The 16,209-nt window shown below is 60.4% G+C and carries 17 protein-coding genes and 5 tRNA genes; 7 read left to right on the top strand and 15 right to left on the bottom strand.

The annotated features are described in order from the left end of the window. Positions 1-289, bottom strand: a 289-nt coding sequence (locus K7I12_RS12830) for a transposase (protein WP_231664361.1), incomplete at its 3' end; no start/stop codon positions are given. Positions 290-655: 366 nt separating this feature from the next. Between K7I12_RS12830 and K7I12_RS12835 the strand changes: the two genes are divergently transcribed. The 4 genes from K7I12_RS12835 (at position 656) to radC (ending at position 2,734) form a co-directional block, all read left to right on the top strand. Further along, a complete protein-coding gene (locus K7I12_RS12835) occupies positions 656-805 on the top strand; it encodes a hypothetical protein (protein WP_231664362.1) in 150 nt (49 codons plus the stop codon). Positions 806-816: 11 nt separating this feature from the next. Then, complete coding sequence (locus K7I12_RS12840; protein WP_231664363.1) at positions 817-1,545, top strand: ERF family protein; 729 nt, start codon at positions 817-819, stop codon at positions 1,543-1,545. 68 nt (positions 1,546-1,613) lie between these two features. Next, positions 1,614-2,225 carry a lambda exonuclease family protein gene (locus K7I12_RS12845; protein ID WP_231664364.1) on the top strand — a complete coding sequence of 204 codons (612 nt, stop codon included), beginning with the start codon at positions 1,614-1,616 and terminating at the stop codon, positions 2,223-2,225. A gap of 11 nt (positions 2,226-2,236) precedes the next feature. Further along, positions 2,237-2,734: a RadC family protein gene (gene radC, locus K7I12_RS12850; protein WP_231664365.1), complete on the top strand. Its 498-nt coding sequence runs from the start codon at positions 2,237-2,239 to the stop codon at positions 2,732-2,734. A gap of 156 nt (positions 2,735-2,890) precedes the next feature. Here radC and K7I12_RS12855 read toward each other — a convergent pair whose 3' ends face one another. The 14 genes from K7I12_RS12855 to K7I12_RS12920 form a co-directional block, all read right to left on the bottom strand. Next, on the bottom strand, positions 2,891-3,358 hold the full coding sequence (locus K7I12_RS12855) for a Mov34/MPN/PAD-1 family protein (protein WP_231664366.1): 468 nt from the start codon (positions 3,356-3,358) through the stop codon (positions 2,891-2,893). Between the two features lie 23 nt (positions 3,359-3,381). Continuing rightward, positions 3,382-5,190 (bottom strand): ThiF family adenylyltransferase, encoded by a 1,809-nt coding sequence (locus K7I12_RS12860; RefSeq protein WP_231664367.1) that lies wholly within the window; start codon positions 5,188-5,190, stop codon positions 3,382-3,384. A gap of 5 nt (positions 5,191-5,195) precedes the next feature. Further along, complete coding sequence (locus tag K7I12_RS12865) at positions 5,196-6,407, bottom strand: nucleotidyltransferase domain-containing protein (RefSeq protein ID WP_231664368.1); 1,212 nt, start codon at positions 6,405-6,407, stop codon at positions 5,196-5,198. A gap of 16 nt (positions 6,408-6,423) precedes the next feature. Beyond that, the gene (locus K7I12_RS12870; protein ID WP_231664369.1) at positions 6,424-7,953 is read right to left on the bottom strand and encodes an SAVED domain-containing protein; all 1,530 of its coding nucleotides are present in this window, start codon (positions 7,951-7,953) and stop codon (positions 6,424-6,426) included. A gap of 630 nt (positions 7,954-8,583) precedes the next feature. Further along, positions 8,584-8,671: transfer RNA gene (locus tag K7I12_RS12875), tRNA-Ser, on the bottom strand. Between the two features lie 94 nt (positions 8,672-8,765). Beyond that, on the bottom strand, positions 8,766-9,296 hold the full coding sequence (locus K7I12_RS12880) for a YiiD C-terminal domain-containing protein (RefSeq protein WP_331460591.1): 531 nt from the start codon (positions 9,294-9,296) through the stop codon (positions 8,766-8,768). Then, entirely contained in the window at positions 9,284-9,844 is a 561-nt protein-coding gene (locus K7I12_RS12885) for a nitroreductase family protein (RefSeq protein WP_231664370.1), read from the bottom strand. Before K7I12_RS12885 ends, K7I12_RS12880 begins: the two co-directional genes overlap by 13 nt. A 56-nt stretch (positions 9,845-9,900) precedes the next feature. Continuing rightward, positions 9,901-10,734 carry an NADPH-dependent 7-cyano-7-deazaguanine reductase QueF gene (gene queF, locus K7I12_RS12890; RefSeq protein WP_231664371.1) on the bottom strand — a complete coding sequence of 278 codons (834 nt, stop codon included), beginning with the start codon at positions 10,732-10,734 and terminating at the stop codon, positions 9,901-9,903. 7 nt (positions 10,735-10,741) lie between these two features. Beyond that, positions 10,742-11,515, bottom strand: a complete 774-nt coding sequence (locus K7I12_RS12895; protein WP_231664372.1) for an ABC transporter permease — start codon at positions 11,513-11,515, stop codon at positions 10,742-10,744. Next, positions 11,512-12,480 carry an ABC transporter ATP-binding protein gene (locus tag K7I12_RS12900; RefSeq protein WP_231664373.1) on the bottom strand — a complete coding sequence of 323 codons (969 nt, stop codon included), beginning with the start codon at positions 12,478-12,480 and terminating at the stop codon, positions 11,512-11,514. The genes K7I12_RS12895 and K7I12_RS12900 overlap by 4 nt, the downstream gene beginning before the upstream one ends. Before the next feature lie 163 nt (positions 12,481-12,643). Next, positions 12,644-12,748, bottom strand: a tRNA-Gly gene (locus K7I12_RS12905). A 23-nt stretch (positions 12,749-12,771) separates the two neighbouring features. Beyond that, positions 12,772-12,847 (bottom strand) — tRNA-Glu (locus K7I12_RS12910). 15 nt (positions 12,848-12,862) lie between these two features. Then, positions 12,863-12,937: transfer RNA gene (locus K7I12_RS12915), tRNA-Gly, on the bottom strand. A 36-nt stretch (positions 12,938-12,973) separates the two neighbouring features. Then, positions 12,974-13,049 (bottom strand) — tRNA-Glu (locus K7I12_RS12920). A 185-nt stretch (positions 13,050-13,234) separates the two neighbouring features. On the opposite strand from K7I12_RS12920, the gene msrB reads away from it, so the two are divergent. The 3 genes from msrB (at position 13,235) to K7I12_RS12935 (ending at position 16,193) form a co-directional block, all read left to right on the top strand. Beyond that, positions 13,235-13,636, top strand: a complete 402-nt coding sequence (msrB, locus tag K7I12_RS12925) for a peptide-methionine (R)-S-oxide reductase MsrB (RefSeq protein ID WP_031383946.1) — start codon at positions 13,235-13,237, stop codon at positions 13,634-13,636. Positions 13,637-13,858: 222 nt separating this feature from the next. Next, positions 13,859-14,803 carry a ribosome biogenesis GTPase YlqF gene (gene ylqF / locus K7I12_RS12930; protein ID WP_031383947.1) on the top strand — a complete coding sequence of 315 codons (945 nt, stop codon included), beginning with the start codon at positions 13,859-13,861 and terminating at the stop codon, positions 14,801-14,803. 154 nt (positions 14,804-14,957) lie between these two features. After that, entirely contained in the window at positions 14,958-16,193 is a 1,236-nt protein-coding gene (locus K7I12_RS12935; RefSeq protein WP_031383948.1) for a pyridoxal phosphate-dependent aminotransferase, read from the top strand. Positions 16,194-16,209 lie beyond the last annotated feature (16 nt).

Genomic DNA, 16,209 nt, shown 5'->3' on the forward strand with positions numbered 1-16,209 from the left:
GGGCGATGTCGCGGCGCAGGGCATGATGATCGTTGAGGTCTTCGTAGCCCAGTGCCAGGCCGAACACGCGCTGCCGGAGCATGGTCTCCGCCCGGTGCTGGCAACGGCGAGCGGCCCGGGCATCATCCAGTCGGCGCGCGATGGTGCGGGTCAGGCCCATCTCGCGATCGAGCTGGCGGAGCAGGAGCACGCCGCCATCGGAGGTGATCTCACCGCCGTCGAAACCGGCGGTGACCTGGCGGCCTTTACAGCGTGGAAACGAGGCGGTCGGCGTGGTACATTTGGTCATGGCGGTTGATGCGGTTGATTCTTGTGTAGGAGCTTGAATTATAACCGATTTTCAGCCGCTTTTTTCATGTCTGATGAAATATCCGGGCTAGCAAAGCCATCTGCACATGTGCCTATGACAAGCTCGAAAGCCATTACAGTGATGAAGAGCTACAGATGATGACGGTCAATCCACGCCAAGAAGCCGTCGAGGACATGACGCGGTTCGTCATCAGCGCGGCACGTGAGTGTCGTATGGAGGGATAACAAAAAACCTCCTTATCTCTCATCATCTTTCCCCGCAAAGCCCGGCCTTCATGGTCGGGCTTTTCTGTTATGGAAACCCGCCATGAGATCACATCGACCAACTCTTTCTCTATGTCAGTTGATGACCCAGCTGACGCGTCAGCTGTTAGAGGCTGGCGAGCAAGCGACCGAGACCCACGTGCTGGCCAAGGGCCGGGTCTATCGCGTGGCCGTATCCCTGGAGCTGGTCCCGACCGAGGAGCTCCCTCACGTCATCCAACGCTATCGATAACGGAGGCCACCATGGCAACCCCCATTCATCCCAAGACCGCTGACCAGACACCGATCGCTCAAGCCACGCAGGACAGCACCGCGATCATCCAGGTGATCGAACGGGCTGCTCTCAACCCCGAGGTCGATATCGACAAGATGGAGCGTCTGCTGCAGATGCAGGAGCGGGTACTCGACCGCCAGGCGCTGATGGCCTACAGCGCCGCCATGGCGGCCATGCAGACGGAGCTGCCGAGCATCGCCGAACGTGGCAAGACCAACAACGGCCACTACGCCACCCTGGAGGACATCGTCGATACCGTGCGCCCGATCATGAAGAAGCACGGCTTCGCGGTGAGCTTCCGCATTCAGACCCAGGAACGCGGCATCCAGGTGACCGGCGTGCTGATGCACCAGGGCGGCCACCGCGAGGAGACCAGCATGCTACTGCCGGCCGATACCAGCGGCAGCAAGAACGCCGTCCAGGCCTTCGGCTCTTCTACCAGCTACGGCAAGCGCTACGTACTCTGCGCCCTGCTCAACATCACCACCCGCGGCCAGGACGACAACGGTCACGCCGCCGCCCCGGTCAAACTCGTCACTCCCTTCCAGGCCGGGCAGATCCGGCAGCTGATCGCAGCCTGTCCCTCAGCGACCCAGGAGTGGTTCGTCGGCAAGTACAGCGACGCCGAGCAGGTGCCCCGTGGCGACTTCGACAAGCTGCGTGCCTCCCTGCAGAAGCGGGCGAAGCCCAACCATTAGCATCACTGACCAGCCGGCGAGGGGCCTCCCTCGCTGGTATATGCCGTGTCATCGAGAAGGAGAACATCATGCAGATCCTGACACTGGAACAGGGCACGCCCGAGTGGCATGCCGCCCGTCTGGGCATCGTCACCATGTCCGAGCTGAAGACGTTGCTGGTCAAGGGCAAGGGGCCGGGAGGCTTCGGTGCCGGTGCGATGAGCTACATGCATCAGCTGATCGGGGAGCGCATCACTGGCGAGCCGTCCGACGCCTTCCAGGGCAACGTTCACACCCAGCGCGGGCATGAGCTGGAGCCGGTGGCCCGGGAGCTCTATTACGAGGCCGCCGGCCTTCCTCAACTGGAGCAGGTCGGCATCATCCTCAACCACGGGGTGGGCTACTCGCCGGATTGCCTGGTCGACAGCAACGGACTGGTCGAGATCAAGACCAAGCTGCCCAAGTACCAGATCGAGCTGCTGCTGGCAGACGAGCTGCCCCAGGAACACGTCGCTCAGTGCCAAGGCGGCCTGTGGGTCAGCGAGCGGGAGTGGATCGACTTCGTCAGCTACTGGCCGGGCATGCCGCTGTTCGTGAAGCGTGTCTACCGGGACGAGGCGTTGATCCGCACCATCGCCGAGCGCGTCGAGGCCTTCTACGAGGAGCTGGAGCGCCGCATGGCTATGGTCATGGCGGCCTGAGGAGTATCACCATGCACCACCGCAAGCTGAGTGCCGGCGAGACCGCCGGCACCTATCACGTCACCGGCTCGGTGACTGAATCGGAGCTCTTGAGCATCGCCAAGGCATTCGCTCGTCGTCGGCTGGCCAGGGGACGTAAGATCACCCAGCCAGCGCTCGCGTTCGAGTACCTGCAGTTGCTGCTGCAGGACTACGAGCACGAGGTCTTCAGCGCCCTGTTCCTCGACAGCCAGCACCGTGTGATCAGCTTCGAGGAGCTGTTCCGGGGCACCATCGACTCGGCCAGCGTCTACCCGCGGGAAGTGGTCAAGCAGGCCCTGGCCTGCAACGCCGCCGCGATGATCCTGGTGCACAACCACCCATCAGGCGATCCGGCCCCCAGCGATGCCGACCGGCGCATCACCCAGCGCCTGAAGGAAGCCCTCGGACTAGTGGAGATCCGGGTCATCGACCACATTGTGGTGGGTAGCGAAGGGTGTGGGTCCTTTGAGGAGCTGGGGTATCTCTGATTGCGAGTTGCGTCATAACGCCGGTGCTGCCCCTGAGGGGCAGCACCGGCGTAGCTGGTCTCTCATTTTTTATGAAATAACGGCGGCTGCCTATCGGGTCCCGGATGATTGATTATCCGAGATCCCACTAACCTGCAAATTAAGTATTCTGATAGGTCATCGTTGATGCTCGCTGGCGCGATGGGTTTCATGCAACAACATACCGTCATCGATCCATACACGTAGTCCATCTGGAAAAGAAGTAGTACCCAAAATCGCAAATACTAGGCCTGCCAACTGAGGTCGGGCTGCCAGCGCATAATCACGTGCCAGATTTCGATCAAGGCCGGACGGAGTTGGCCATGATTCTGGATGGGTGTGCCAAAGCCCGACACAGTGATATCCCTCAGTAAACTGTGCTTTCCGCTCGGCCATAGCCTGATGATTATCGATCCGTACCTGGAACCTGCTTGCCCATGACGGGGCCAGTACCGTTGCACGTTCCACAATAACCACTGGAGAGGTAAGATCCTTGGTATATAGCTGTCCAACGGTTTCCCGTGACCACAATCCTCGCTGAACATATTGAGTCATTACAGAAAGAACAGCCGGGCTAAATCGTAACAACCAGCTGGCATCAGCCATCGCGTAATCGACTGGTACGAATGTCATATCTCACCAAGCACCGCTGCCAGATCACGCGTCACAGTAGCGCTGTCAGATCGAGACATAGATGTCGGCACGATAGCTCGAGGTTTTACGTTACCGGGCAGCTGCTCGAAAAACGCAGTGGCCCTGACCCATGACCAGATAACGGATGGATGCTCGAAGTCATCCAGCACGGCAATGACGCGCTCAGCTGCGAATGCCGCAACCTGCGCAATATCTGCCGCACCATAGGGGTGGAAGCCGCCACCGCATGCGGGCTGACGCACTTGCATATCTTCACCGGACAAGTCACTGGCATTCACTAACCAGTCGGCAGGATCTTCTGCGGGCCAGGGTACTTCGGGCTGGGACAGGACAACATGACCTGCACTGCAGAGTGGTTCGATCCAGGCATGTATCAGGGGGAACATCCCAAATAGCTCAGCTCTCCGATAGGCTAGCCATGTCCGCACAGATGACTCGGCGGTACATTCTACTACCAGGTCATAATTACCGGGCCGGCAGTTCGCAGCGCACCAAGTCTGAACTTCATCCTGGAAGCCCCTAACCACGATTCCGGGTATATCTCGTTTCAAGCGATTTGCCAGGCACAAGGCCTTGGACTGTCCATGGTCAGCCATACCGAGCTCGTGACGTGCCGTGTTTTCAGTCTGCATGGGCTGTGCATCCACGATATCCATGTGGCCCACACCAGCACGGGCCAGCATGTTGATCAATGGACTGCCCAGCGAACCACAGCCCAGTACGAGTACCCGCAGTGATCGGCGCCGGACAAGAGTGGAGAGCTCATGATCACGTGCCAGCGCCCAGTCGGCGTCAATGCGATTGATCCTAATCGGCTCGATATGAGGTGGAGTTAGTCCCGCCAGCATTGGCGCCAGCAGCTGATAGCCATACAAGGAGCTCTCATGTATCAGCAGAACCAGCAGGGGACGCTGACCCGAGATTGGCCGACTTGCGTGATCGGTTTTTCGACGACGTTCCCTAATCTGGTAGCTAGACTCCGGCCTCGAGCACCATCCAGTTCGAGCCAACCATTGCGTGAGCGAGAGTTCCCGATTAGTGGCCATAGCCACAAGCTCTTCCAGTTCCCAAAAACTCATAGGCCATTTGTGTGGCCCCCAGGGCATGTGCTCCGGCAGGCGAACGATGACAGAATTTCCTCTGATTAGGGTGCCAGCTGCCCAGCCATGACGCTGGGCAATCACGTGAGGATCAAGGTCATCAGACACAACGATCTGTTTATCAAACAGCCAGTGTCGCGATCTGGCAGGAATGTAGGCCGCCAGTGCGGCAAACGACCAGCTATCCACACCACTGGCATCAACATGGGTCACACGTGATAGGGCACGTCGCCCGTAATGACCTTTCGGGTGAGCACACATGTGTGACCAGTACGTGATGGCCTCGCTCTCGAACTGCTCGTAGGCCCAGTAGGGATCCCTGATATTTGCCAGCAACTGATCCTGAAAGGCACGTAGCGCACGGGATACAGGGTAAACGGGGTCATCATAATCCTGAGGGATCTCCGACACACCCAGACACACCCGCCCGGACGCTTCCACATGAGGAATACGCAAAAAATGCGCACGATCCACATAAATCTCACAGCATCTGGCCGGATATCCAAGGGGAAGCCAGAGGCGTAGCCACCTGATGGGCGCCGCCTCGTCGGGTAGGTTGATATACCATGCTGCACCCATCTGCGCCGGCGTATTCGAATCACGCTTTACCTGCAACTCGCCAGCGTTGTCTTCAAACCATAGCTGGATCGCTTCCAGCGCCTGACTGAATGAGTACGGGAGCATTAAAATCAGCCGAGGGTGCTTTTCGATCCGGTTTTGACTGGCTGGTCCGGGTTGCCACTAGCGTGCGCAGCCAGCCCACCCAACAAACCAGTATAACCATTCTCCCTGGGCCTGCTCTCCTTCCATGCCTCCACTCCCGCCTGACCGAAGACTCGGCGAATTCTGTCTTCATCGGGAGCGCTGTGGCTCTGCTCAAAGAGCGCCTCAAGATCGTCCTGTAATCGCCCATACCAGCGAGTGAATTCTCTATACCGTACACCGTTATCGTTGTTCCAACGGTCGGCAAAATTCTCATCCACCAGTGTAGGGTTCTCTACCCGCCAGCCGCTGCCATCATGGTCGAGATAATCGGGCATGGCATCGATCAATGCGAGAACGGCCTCAAGAGGAGATGCAAAGCCATTCTGCTGCTTCGCGATAAGATTCTCGTAGGCACGGGTTGCTAGTGTCACGAGAATGACCGATATAGGGGCTGCTGCCTTGCGGTCAGGGGCCTCGTTCCAGTACATCATGTCTCTATGCAGCTTCATCAGCTGCAGGGCGCGGCGAAGGATATCATCGATGCCAACAGGCTCCTCGGGCACAGGGGTCACCTGGGATCGCGCCTCATCCAAGGATTTCATGACGTTCATGGCGAAAGTGAAGCGAAGCTCAGCCCTCTCGCAAAACCAGTCGGCAAACGCATCAGGATTGGACGGTGACCATCCCGTATCCGGGTCATGGACAGATAGTTCAGACCCGGTGAATCCCGTTCGATCCGGTACTGCAGGCGTCACATCGAAATAGAAACGCTTGCCCGGGTAATCCAGACGCCAACAGCGACGTTTGGGGTCAGGTTCACCGGTAATGTATTCTCGGCCTTCCAGTGCCTTACCGAAGGCTTCAAAGAACGCCTTTGGCCCAAGAGATTCATACCGGGTGCCCGACATTTTGACGACAATATCTATGTCGAATTTTACAGGATAACGTTGTGAAATGGTGGTCTGAGTGCGCATGGATCCTTGCGGGAAGATATGCACGTCGTGACGATCAATTTCAAGCTGGTCAGCTAGGTGCTGTGTCAGTTGATTATACTGATTGACTGCCTCGGTCCGGTCAGAGGGTTTCAGCTCAAGCCGGTGCAGGAGAGCAGTAATCAGTCGGTACCATTGCTCTGTTTCCTGACGGGCTTTCAACGACTCGGTAATGCGACGGGTAAGGTAACCTTCGCTTGCCATGATCAGCTCCCAGTTCTCAACGTTGGAGAGAATACTCGTAGTACCCGGATACTTCGCGAACCCGGCTGGCTGTAATTGCTATGGTGGGGGTGAAGGGTGCATCCGGTCCTCCCGGCAGCGACTCATACACCACATATTCGGGATGCTGGCGGGCCTGCATTTTCTGGCCGGTAACCACCACGGCCGACGCCGGTGAACACACGAACAGATGCACCCGGCGTACACGCCATACATCGAGCAGTTGGCGCATGGCTTCATCCACAGTTTGACCAAACAGCGACAGATCGTCAGGGTGCTGGATACAGTGCCTATTCAGTTCAGGTGGCACGATAAGCAACGTAGGCAATTTAAACTCGCCACCAGTTGCACATTCCGGGGGCATCCGGCTGGCAGATACATTAAACGTCAGCCCGACAATGAGATTGGCTTCCTCCGGCTGCCCTTCGGCCTCACGCAGTACTTCCAGGCGGTACTTGTCCGCCGGCGGGATCGGGGCATCTTCGGGCCACGCCCAGCGGGGCACATCGGCAGGCTGGTTGCGGTGCGGCTGAAATATATGCACTCCCGCGGTATCGCCCAGCACACGACCCGCCAGCAGCATTACAGAAGTGGAATGCTGTGGAAAAATTGCCATTCTGGGGCGAGTGCTGCCGGCGCGAGTACCTTCCAGCATGTCCTGCAGTCGGGGAAGGTCACGCGTCAGTTGCTGGAACAGGGATGACCAGTAGGCAGGCGAATGGACATCATGATGCTGTGCACCGGGATTAAAAAAATACTCAACATCTTTGGAGCTACGCAGTTCGGCGCTCCAGAGGGCCTCATCTACGTCACGCTGCCCCAGCTGGGCGGGCTGCCCAGCAATATTACCCAAGATGGCCACAACTTCAGTAGTGCGATGCTGCAGGGTGTTAAGAAGACGGCGCACTTCAGCAATATTGCGCGCTCGCATCCTTCTCAGGGTCTCTGTGTCAAAGGCTTTGGGGGCAATCTTGTCGATCAGGCGATGACACTTGTCGCAGAGCAGCATGAAATTTTCAGGCTCCGAGGCCAGCTGCGGTGACTCGACCGGATCGCCACGCGGCCCATCGGCAGACGATGCCACAATATGTGCAAAATAGCTGTAGTTACCAGTCTGGCCGGTAGCCTCATGCATACCCAGGTCGCAGCCGCAACCCTCGAACTGACAGCGCCAGCCGGCAAGATAAGGCAGGAGCCTTTTGATCTCAGATGTAGCGTGGCCTTGGCGTCCCTTGGTAACTTTATCTGACTGTTTAAGCCAATTCCGAATGCCGCCAACGGTTGTGGTAACAGCTTCGACCGTTGCCGGGTCAACACTTACGGGATCGCCTTCTGTATCGGCCCAGGTAAGACGCTTCTTCATTAGCGGTTTTGCCGCTTTTAGGCTTTTCTCACCGAATTCTCCCGAGCAATGACGTAACCATTCAGTGTCGCCATGTTTACAGATCAGCAGGCAAACGGTGTAGGCATTAGCAATCACCAATACCAAGTCGGTGCCGCGCTCAATCCGATGCAATTCGGCGGCCATATCACTGTCCGCCAGTGCGGGACATTCGTCAGCGCTATCCTCGAACGCAGGAGCATTACCCTGAGAACACAGGTGCTTGCGTAAGTCATGGGTCTTTACACCTTCCAATATCAGCCCCCCACAAATTAGGCAACTAGAGAGAATAGTGCCACATATAGGGGGTGAGGTGAACACCTAGCACAACATACGCTGCCAAGGATGTCAGTCGACATGGAAGCTGACCCAAGGGGAGAGCACAGATAATTGCACGCTCACTGCCCCCAACAGGAGGTCGAGCTTTTCATGCAGCACCCCCGATATAAGATCCCCAGCACTCGGGTACGCAAGGAAACGATGCCTAGACCAGAGGATGTCGCGGCCATGGTAGTACCGCTCGCCGCGCAGCTGTCGCCAGCATGGCGTCTGCTCACGAGCCCCGCGCCTGACCGGAGCAGATGACGCGCAGCGCTACGAATGCACGACACAGAGAGCCTCGGAACAGGGCTCAAGGGTTTGGTCGCTGGATCGATTTGTCCAACGAAGTCCTGAACGGTTCAGGGGAAGCCAGATGCAAGGTATGGGCTGGAGTATGGGCTGGGGCACAATACAAAATAAAAAAGCCGCTGAGATCAGTGGCTTATTCTATATTCGTGGCGGAGGGGGAGGGATTCGAACCCTCGAAGCCTTGCGACTTACACACTTTCCAGGCGTGCTCCTTCGACCACTCGGACACCCCTCCGCAGATTGTCTTGGCGAACCGAAGCCACAGCTTGTCCGTCAGAACGGCGCACATAATAACGAGCTAACCCCTCGATTGCAAGCGGGTTTCCGGCTCAAGTCCGCCTGCCGACAGGACGTGCCGCATAGTCGCCGATAGCCTCGAAGCAGAGCCTATCGTCGACGTGAATCTGTTGAACGAGTTTGATGCGCCCCTTGCCGTGCGCATCCAGCTGCGCCGCGAAACGCGTAGGCTCTTCAGGCTCCGCCGCACGACACGAAAGCCGGTAGTCAGCCGTGACCGGGGCCAGAAAACGTTGTGTCGCCTCGGCGATGACGACATCGCGACGAAAACCTCGTGCGCGCAGCCAGAGCGTCGTCCAGCACCACCCCAGCAATGTCGACTGTGCCATCAGCGAACCGCCGAAGCCGGTTCCCTTGTCATTGAGGTTGGGTGCGAGATGTACATCGCAAAGCAGCGTGGCGTCCTGCCAGTAAAGGCGCTGCATGCCGAAACGCCCCGCCATCGGTATTGCCGTCTCGAGCCACTGCTGAAAAAGCAGCAGATCGTCTTGCTGCCCCGGTTCCGGCAACGCCAACGACGGGTAGGCCGTGCCGGGCTCGCGCCCCGCCATCAGCTCCAGCACTCGACGAAATCGGCCGGATCGCGCACCGGTGGCGTCCTGAAGCGCCCCCCAGGCTGGCCCAGGTAGATGAAGCCGACGATCGCGTCGTGCTCGGCCAACCCCAGCCCTTCGCGCACCACGGGGTCGAACGCGAAGCTGCCGGTGCGCCACATCGCCCCGAGTCCCTGCGCCTGGGCGGCCAGGACGATAGCATGGGCGGCACATCCGGCCGACAATACCTGCTCGATGGGCGGCACCTTGGCCAGATCCGGCGTCACCCGGGCGATCACGGCGATGATCAGCGGCGCCCGCTTGGGCTTCTTGCGCGTGGATTCCAGCTGTTTCTCATCGGCTTGCGGATTACTGCGCGCCTCGCTCTCGGCGAACAGTTCGCCCAGGCGATCGAGCCCGGCGCCGCTGAACTCGATGAATCGCCACGGCATCAGCTCCTTGTGATCCGGCGCGCGCAATGCCGCATGGTAGAGCGCATCGAGTTGTTCACGACTAGGCGCCGGACCGGCCAGCTTGCCCATCGAGCTGCGTTCGTGGAGCAGCGTCAGCGCTTCCATGTCAGACTCCTCAAACGAGAATACATCTCAGTGACTAACTACCTTACCGCAACTGTTCACTGCCGCGCCAGCCGCAACGGTTCGGGCGGCCGCTCGCCCGGCGTGCCCCGCCAGGGGCTGATGTCGAGTCCACCGCGGCGCACGTAGCGTGCCAGCACCAACAACTTCTCGGGACGCACGCGCGTCATGAGGTCGGCAAAAATGTGCTCGACGCAATGTTCATGGAAGTCCTGATGCTGGCGATAAGCCACCAGATACTTGAGCAACCCCTCGCGATCGATTTTCGGGCCGCGGTAGCGAATCAGCACGCTGCCCCAGTCGGGCTGGCCGGTCACCGGACAGTTGGATTTGAGCAGGTGCGAATACAGGCTCTCTTCGATAACTCCCTGCCCCGCCGCCAATAATCCGGGGGCAGGTGAATAAGCGCTGATCGCGACATCGAGATCGTCGAGACACTCCCCGGGCAGCCGCCGCGGCATCAGCAGCGGGTCGTCGACCGCGAGCAGCTCGACGAATACCGCGCCGCCGGCCGCCGCCGACAGATCGGCCGTGAGCGTTTCGCGCACCGCATTCGCGTCCGCGAAACGGCTCTGGTTGAAGCTGTTGAGATAGAGCTTCCACGACTTGGATTCGATCAGCCGTGGCGTATCCGCCGGCAGCCGGAAGCGCGCCACGGCCACCAGCGGCTTGCCCCGCGCATTGAGCCAGGAAAGCTCGTAGGCATGCCACTCGTCCTCGCCGACGAAGGGCAGCCGGTCGCCGACGATTCCCAGCGGCGCACGGTTGGCGGCCCGGGCAATCGGGTACAGGAGTGCCGGGTCGTAGTGCTCGGGGTAGCTGGACTCGCGTCCCAGCGGGGCGTCTGCGAGGGTCTCGGGGCGATTCATCATGTGCACCTCAGCTGCGTATGCCTTTGCCGCGCTCCAGCATCCACAATGCCAGCGCGAAGAACGCCACGATGAAGACCGCAATGGCGATCAGCGCCCCGGCCACCGGAATGTCGGATACGCCGAGGATGCCGTAACGGAAGGCGTTGACCATGTACAGGATGGGATTGACCATCGATACGCCTTGCCAGAAGTCCGGCAGCATGTCGATCGAGTAGAACACGCCGCCCAGGTAGGTCAGCGGCGTCAGCACGAAGATCGGCACGATCGAGATATCGTCGAACTTGTGCGCCAGCAGTGCGTTGACGAAGCCGCCGATGGAAAACAGCGCGGCGGTCATTGTCACCACACCGAGCGTCACCAACGGGTGATGGATCGACAGATCCGTGAAGAAGAACGATACAGCGGTGACAATCATGCCCACGCCCAGCCCCCGCGCCATGCCGCCGAGCACGAAACCGGCAAGGATCACCCAGTTGGGCATCGGCGAGACCATCATCTCCTCGACCGAGCGCTGAAACTTGTTGGAGAAGAACGACGAGGCGACGTTGGAATAGCTGTTGGTGATCACCGACATCATGATCAATCCCGGAACGATGTACGCCATATAGCTGAAACCGTCCATCTCGCCGATGCGCGAGCCGATCAGATTGCCGAAGATGATGAAATACATGGTCATGGTGATCGACGGCGGCAATAGGGTCTGCGGCCAGATTCGCGTGAAGCGGCGCACCTCCTTGATCACCAGCGTCCATAGCGAGATTAGAATCTGACGGGGATTCATTTGGCGAGCTCCTCGTCGGCGACCTTGGCCGAGCGCGACGCGGCGTTGTCGTTTTCCACCATCGACACGAATAGCTCCTCGAGCCGGTTGGCCCGGTTGCGCATCGAGACGACCTCGACACCCTGCGCCGATAACTGCGAGAAAGCGTCATTGAGACGCTGGCCCTTGCGCAGGCCGAGTGACAGTTGCGAGGCCTCGACCTGTTCGACTTCGAAGCCCTCGAGGGCCGGCGCGGCGACGATCGGTCGCGCCAGATCGAGCAGGAAGGTCTCGGTGTCGAGCTCGGTCAATAGATCGCGCACCGAGGTATTCTTGACGATTTCGCCATTATTGATGATGGCGATGTTGCGGCACAGGCTCTCGGCCTCTTCGAGATAATGCGTGGTGAGGATGATGGTGGTGCCTTCGTCACGGTTGATCCGCCGCATGTATTCCCACATGCTGCGCCGCAGTTCGATATCAACGCCGGCCGTGGGCTCGTCGAGGATCAGCAACCGCGGGCGGTGGATCAGCGCGCGAGCGATCATCAGGCGACGCTTCATGCCCCCGGACAGCATGCGCGCCGGGCCATTGCGCTTGTCCCATAGCCCCAACTCCTTGAGCAGCTGATCGCAACGCGGCTTGGCCTCGCGTAGCGACATGCCGTAGTAGCCGGCCTGGGCGAGGATGATGTCCTCGACCTTCTCGAACTGGGAAAAGTTGAATTCCTGCGGTACCACGCCCAGGTGGTACTTGGCCTTGGGGAAATCACGATCGATGTCGATGCCGTAGATCGATACCTTGCCGGCGGTCTTCTGCACCAACGAGCAGACGATCCCCAGGGTGGTGGACTTGCCCGCCCCGTTAGGCCCCAGCAAGGCGAAGAAGTCGCCCTCGGGAACGTCCAGATCGATCCCTTTCAGGGCATGGAAACCGTTGCCGTAGACTTTCGTGAGTCCACGGATGGAAAGTGCAGGCTTCGCCATCGAACGCCCCTTTCATCGGTCAATCGTCGAACACGCCTAACCATTCCATTAGCGTGACAAAGAACTACTACATGAGGTCGTTGCAGCGAAAATCAACAGCACACATGCCGTGAGCGGGTTCGGCAAGCGCCGATACCCCTGCAGCCAGGAAAATAGGAAAGATTGGAGCGGGAAACGAGATCGACGGGGCGGCCTTCCGCCGGACCGGCGTGCCGGCTCCCGACCCTCGCCTTGGCAAGGCGATGCTCTACCACTGAGCTATTCCCGCTTGGAGAGGACTGGCGATGCAAGTGGCGTCCCGTAGGGGGTTCGAACCCCTGTTACTGCCGTGAAAGGGCAGTGTCCTAGGCCACTAGACGAACGGGACACGCTTAGCGAAAACTGGAGCGGGAAAGGAGATTCGAACTCCCGACCCTCGCCTTGGCAAGGCGATGCTCTACCACTGAGCTATTCCCGCACTGGTTTTCACCGATTCCGAACACCTGCGACGAAGTGGCGTCCCATAGGGGGTTCGAACCCCTGTTACCGCCGTGAAAGGGCGGTGTCCTGGACCACTAGACGAATGGGACGCATGCCTGCCTCGTCGAGGTGGCGCGTATATTAATTAGCCCGCCTGGGGGTGTCAAGCCGCCATCGCGCCACCGGGCGACTATGCTGTAATCCGGCGCAGCCGGCTACTGCGGGGCTGGCATAGCGAGCTTGGTCTGTTGTCTCATGAGCATCGAAACCACGAACACCCTGCGAGGAGGAAGGCATGCGCAACAAACTGCACAAAAGCGACGCCGAATGGCGCCAGCAGCTGACCCGGGAACAATACCGGGTAACCCGCGAGAAAGGCACCGAGCCGCCGTTCAGCGGCGATCATCAGGTCAGCGACGAACAGGGCATCTATCATTGCGTCTGCTGTGGCGCGGCGCTGTTCGAGAACGAGCACAAGTTCGATTCCGGTTGCGGCTGGCCAAGCTTCGACCGCCCGCTCGGCAAGGGCTCGGTCGAGGAGAACTTCGACGAGTCCCATGGCATGCGGCGCACCGAAGTCGTCTGCTCGCACTGCGATGCCCACCTCGGCCACGTCTTTCCCGATGGCCCGCCACAGACCACCGGGCAGCGCTACTGCATCAACTCGGTGGCGCTGGATTTCCATCCCGACGAGTGATCCCTGCAAGGCGCCTTCGGGCGCCCGGCTTAGGCTCTGTCCGAAAAGTGCCTGCGCTTTTTTGCCTTGCCTGGCCATCGCTCGTCGACTTTTCAGACGAAGCCTAGCGTTCGCTGCCGTGACACGCCTTTCCGGCAAGCCTCTTGCCAGGCCCGGCCGACCTGCCAGGTCTGGTAAGATAGGTGCCGATCCAATTTCCAGAACAGCGCATAGGGGACGACGATGCTCGGCTGGTATCCGGGACACATGAACAAGGCGCGCCGCCAGATCAAGGAAGCGCTGCCCGAAATCGACGTGGTGCTCGAGGTGCTCGACGCCCGCCTGCCCTACTCCAGCGCCAACCCCATGCTCGCCGAGCTCACCGAGCACAAGCCGGTGCTCAAGATTCTCTCGCGGGCCGACCTGGCCGACCCGACATGCACCGCCGAATGGGTCGAATACTTCGACGCCCTGCCGGACACGCGCGCCCTGGCGGTCACCACGACCCAGGCCCGCGAACTCAAGCGCATCCCCGCGTTGTGCCATGAACTGGCCGGTCAGGTGCGCGCCGACCGCGACGTGCGGGTGATGGTCATGGGCATTCCCAACGTCGGCAAGTCGACCCTGATCAACGGCCTGGCGGGGCGCAAGATCGCCAAGACCGGCAACGAGCCGGCGGTGACCAAGCGCCAGCAGAAAATTCGCATCGAGGGGCGCATCGCCCTGATCGACACGCCCGGGGTGCTGTGGCCGAAGATCGAGAACCAGGCCAGCGCCTATCGCCTGGCCGCCAGCGGCGCGATTCGCGACACCGCGATCGACTACCTGGACGTCGCGGTGATCGCCGCCGCCGAGCTGACCAAACGCTACCCCGACGCCCTGAGCGCTCGCTTCAAGCTCAAGACGCTACCGGGCTACGCGCCCGACCCTCAGGCGGCCGGTGTCGAGGTCGACGGCGGGCCGGCGCTCGACCTGATGGCACAGGCCGGGTACGACGGCCAGGCCATCGTCAAGGCGATCGCCGCCAAGCGCGGCGGGCTGCGCGCCGGCGGCGAAGTCGACATGCATCGCGGCGCCGAGGTGTTGTTGCACGAGTTGCGTGACGGCAAGCTCGGACGGGTGACGCTGGAAACTCCCGCCGACATCGTCGAACCGACAGCCGAGCTGCCTACCGCCCCCTCCTCCTGATTCGGCCCGAGCGCGGCTCGAGGGCTCGATGCAGGCGCTTTTGCCGATCAGCGCGGCGGGTTATGCTGGGCTGCGCCCAGATCGGCGGCCTGCAACTCTCAGACGCACATCATTGCCCCAGCCAGTCGCCAAGCCCTATCGCAACGGACACTCCATGCAAACGACCCTCAACCCGATTCGCAAGTCGCACAAGCTCGACAACGTCTGCTACGACATCCGCGGCCCGGTCCTCGATCATGCCAAGCGACTCGAGGACGAGGGTCAGCGCATCCTCAAGCTCAACATCGGCAACCCCGCGCCGTTCGGCTTCGAAGCGCCCGAGGAGATCCTCCAGGACGTGATGCGCAACCTGCCCACCGCCCAGGGCTACTGCGATTCCAAGGGGCTGTACTCGGCGCGCAAGGCGATCATGCAGGAGTGCCAGCGCAAGGCCATACCCGGCGTCGGCATCGAGGATATCTTCGTCGGCAACGGGGTCTCCGAGTTGATCGTGATGGCCATGCAGGCGCTGCTCAACGACGGCGACGAGGTATTGATACCGGCGCCCGACTATCCGCTGTGGACCGCCGCCGCCAACCTGTCCGGCGGGCGTCCGGTGCACTACCGGTGCGACGAGCAGGCCGACTGGGCGCCGGATCTGGCCGATCTGCGCGACAAGATCACCAGCCATACCCGTGCGCTGGTGCTGATCAACCCCAACAACCCCACCGGCGCCGTCTACCCGCCCGAGGTGGTCAAGGAACTGTTGGCCATCGCCCGCCAGCACGACCTGGTGGTGTTCTCCGACGAGATCTACGACAAGATTCTCTACGACGACGTGGAGCACGTCTCCACCGGTGCGCTGGCCAGCGACGAGCAACTGGTAGTGACCATGAACGGCCTGTCCAAGAGCTATCGCTGCGCCGGCTTCCGTTCGGGCTGGATGATTCTTTCCGGCGGGCTCGGCAAGCAGCGCGCCGCGGACTTCATCCAGGGCCTCAACATGCTCGCCTCGATGCGCCTGTGCGCCAATGTGCCGGCCCAGCACGCCATCCAGACCGCGCTTGGCGGCTATCAGTCGATCAACGACCTGGTATTGCCCGGCGGGCGGCTGCGCGCGCAACGCGACATCACCTACGAGAAGCTCAATGCCATTCCCGGGGTTTCCTGCACCAAGCCCCAGGGCGCGCTGTATGCCTTCCCGCGGCTCGATCCGAGCGTATTCAACATCCAGGACGACGAGAAACTGGTCCTCGACCTGTTGCTGCAGGAAAAGATCCTGCTCGTGCAGGGTACCGCCTTCAACTGGCCCGAGCCGGATCATGTGCGCATCGTCACCCTGCCCTGGGCGGAACAGCTGGACGATGCCCTGGAGCGATTCGCACGCTTTCTGAGTCGCTATCGGCAGTGAGCGCCCCAGGATGCGA

Source organism: Halomonas sp. IOP_31 (assembly GCF_021151495.1).
Classification (GTDB): Bacteria; Pseudomonadota; Gammaproteobacteria; order Pseudomonadales; family Halomonadaceae; genus Modicisalibacter; species Modicisalibacter zincidurans.

Excerpts from the sequence above, each read along its gene's own strand:
- K7I12_RS12835 (WP_231664362.1), top strand. The coding sequence starts at position 656 with ATGACCCAGCTGACGCGTCAGCTGTTAGAGGCTGGCGAGCAAGCGACC.
- K7I12_RS12840 (WP_231664363.1), top strand. The coding sequence starts at position 817 with ATGGCAACCCCCATTCATCCCAAGACCGCTGACCAGACACCGATCGCT.
- K7I12_RS12845 (WP_231664364.1), top strand. The coding sequence starts at position 1,614 with ATGCAGATCCTGACACTGGAACAGGGCACGCCCGAGTGGCATGCCGCC.
- radC (WP_231664365.1), top strand. The coding sequence starts at position 2,237 with ATGCACCACCGCAAGCTGAGTGCCGGCGAGACCGCCGGCACCTATCAC.
- K7I12_RS12855 (WP_231664366.1), bottom strand. The coding sequence starts at position 3,358 with ATGGCTGATGCCAGCTGGTTGTTACGATTTAGCCCGGCTGTTCTTTCT.
- K7I12_RS12860 (WP_231664367.1), bottom strand. The coding sequence starts at position 5,190 with ATGCTCCCGTACTCATTCAGTCAGGCGCTGGAAGCGATCCAGCTATGG.
- K7I12_RS12865 (WP_231664368.1), bottom strand. The coding sequence starts at position 6,407 with ATGGCAAGCGAAGGTTACCTTACCCGTCGCATTACCGAGTCGTTGAAA.
- K7I12_RS12870 (WP_231664369.1), bottom strand. The coding sequence starts at position 7,953 with ATGGCCGCCGAATTGCATCGGATTGAGCGCGGCACCGACTTGGTATTG.
- K7I12_RS12885 (WP_231664370.1), bottom strand. The coding sequence starts at position 9,844 with ATGGAAGCGCTGACGCTGCTCCACGAACGCAGCTCGATGGGCAAGCTG.
- queF (WP_231664371.1), bottom strand. The coding sequence starts at position 10,734 with ATGATGAATCGCCCCGAGACCCTCGCAGACGCCCCGCTGGGACGCGAG.
- K7I12_RS12895 (WP_231664372.1), bottom strand. The coding sequence starts at position 11,515 with ATGAATCCCCGTCAGATTCTAATCTCGCTATGGACGCTGGTGATCAAG.
- K7I12_RS12900 (WP_231664373.1), bottom strand. The coding sequence starts at position 12,480 with ATGGCGAAGCCTGCACTTTCCATCCGTGGACTCACGAAAGTCTACGGC.
- msrB (WP_031383946.1), top strand. The coding sequence starts at position 13,235 with ATGCGCAACAAACTGCACAAAAGCGACGCCGAATGGCGCCAGCAGCTG.
- ylqF (WP_031383947.1), top strand. The coding sequence starts at position 13,859 with ATGCTCGGCTGGTATCCGGGACACATGAACAAGGCGCGCCGCCAGATC.
- K7I12_RS12935 (WP_031383948.1), top strand. The coding sequence starts at position 14,958 with ATGCAAACGACCCTCAACCCGATTCGCAAGTCGCACAAGCTCGACAAC.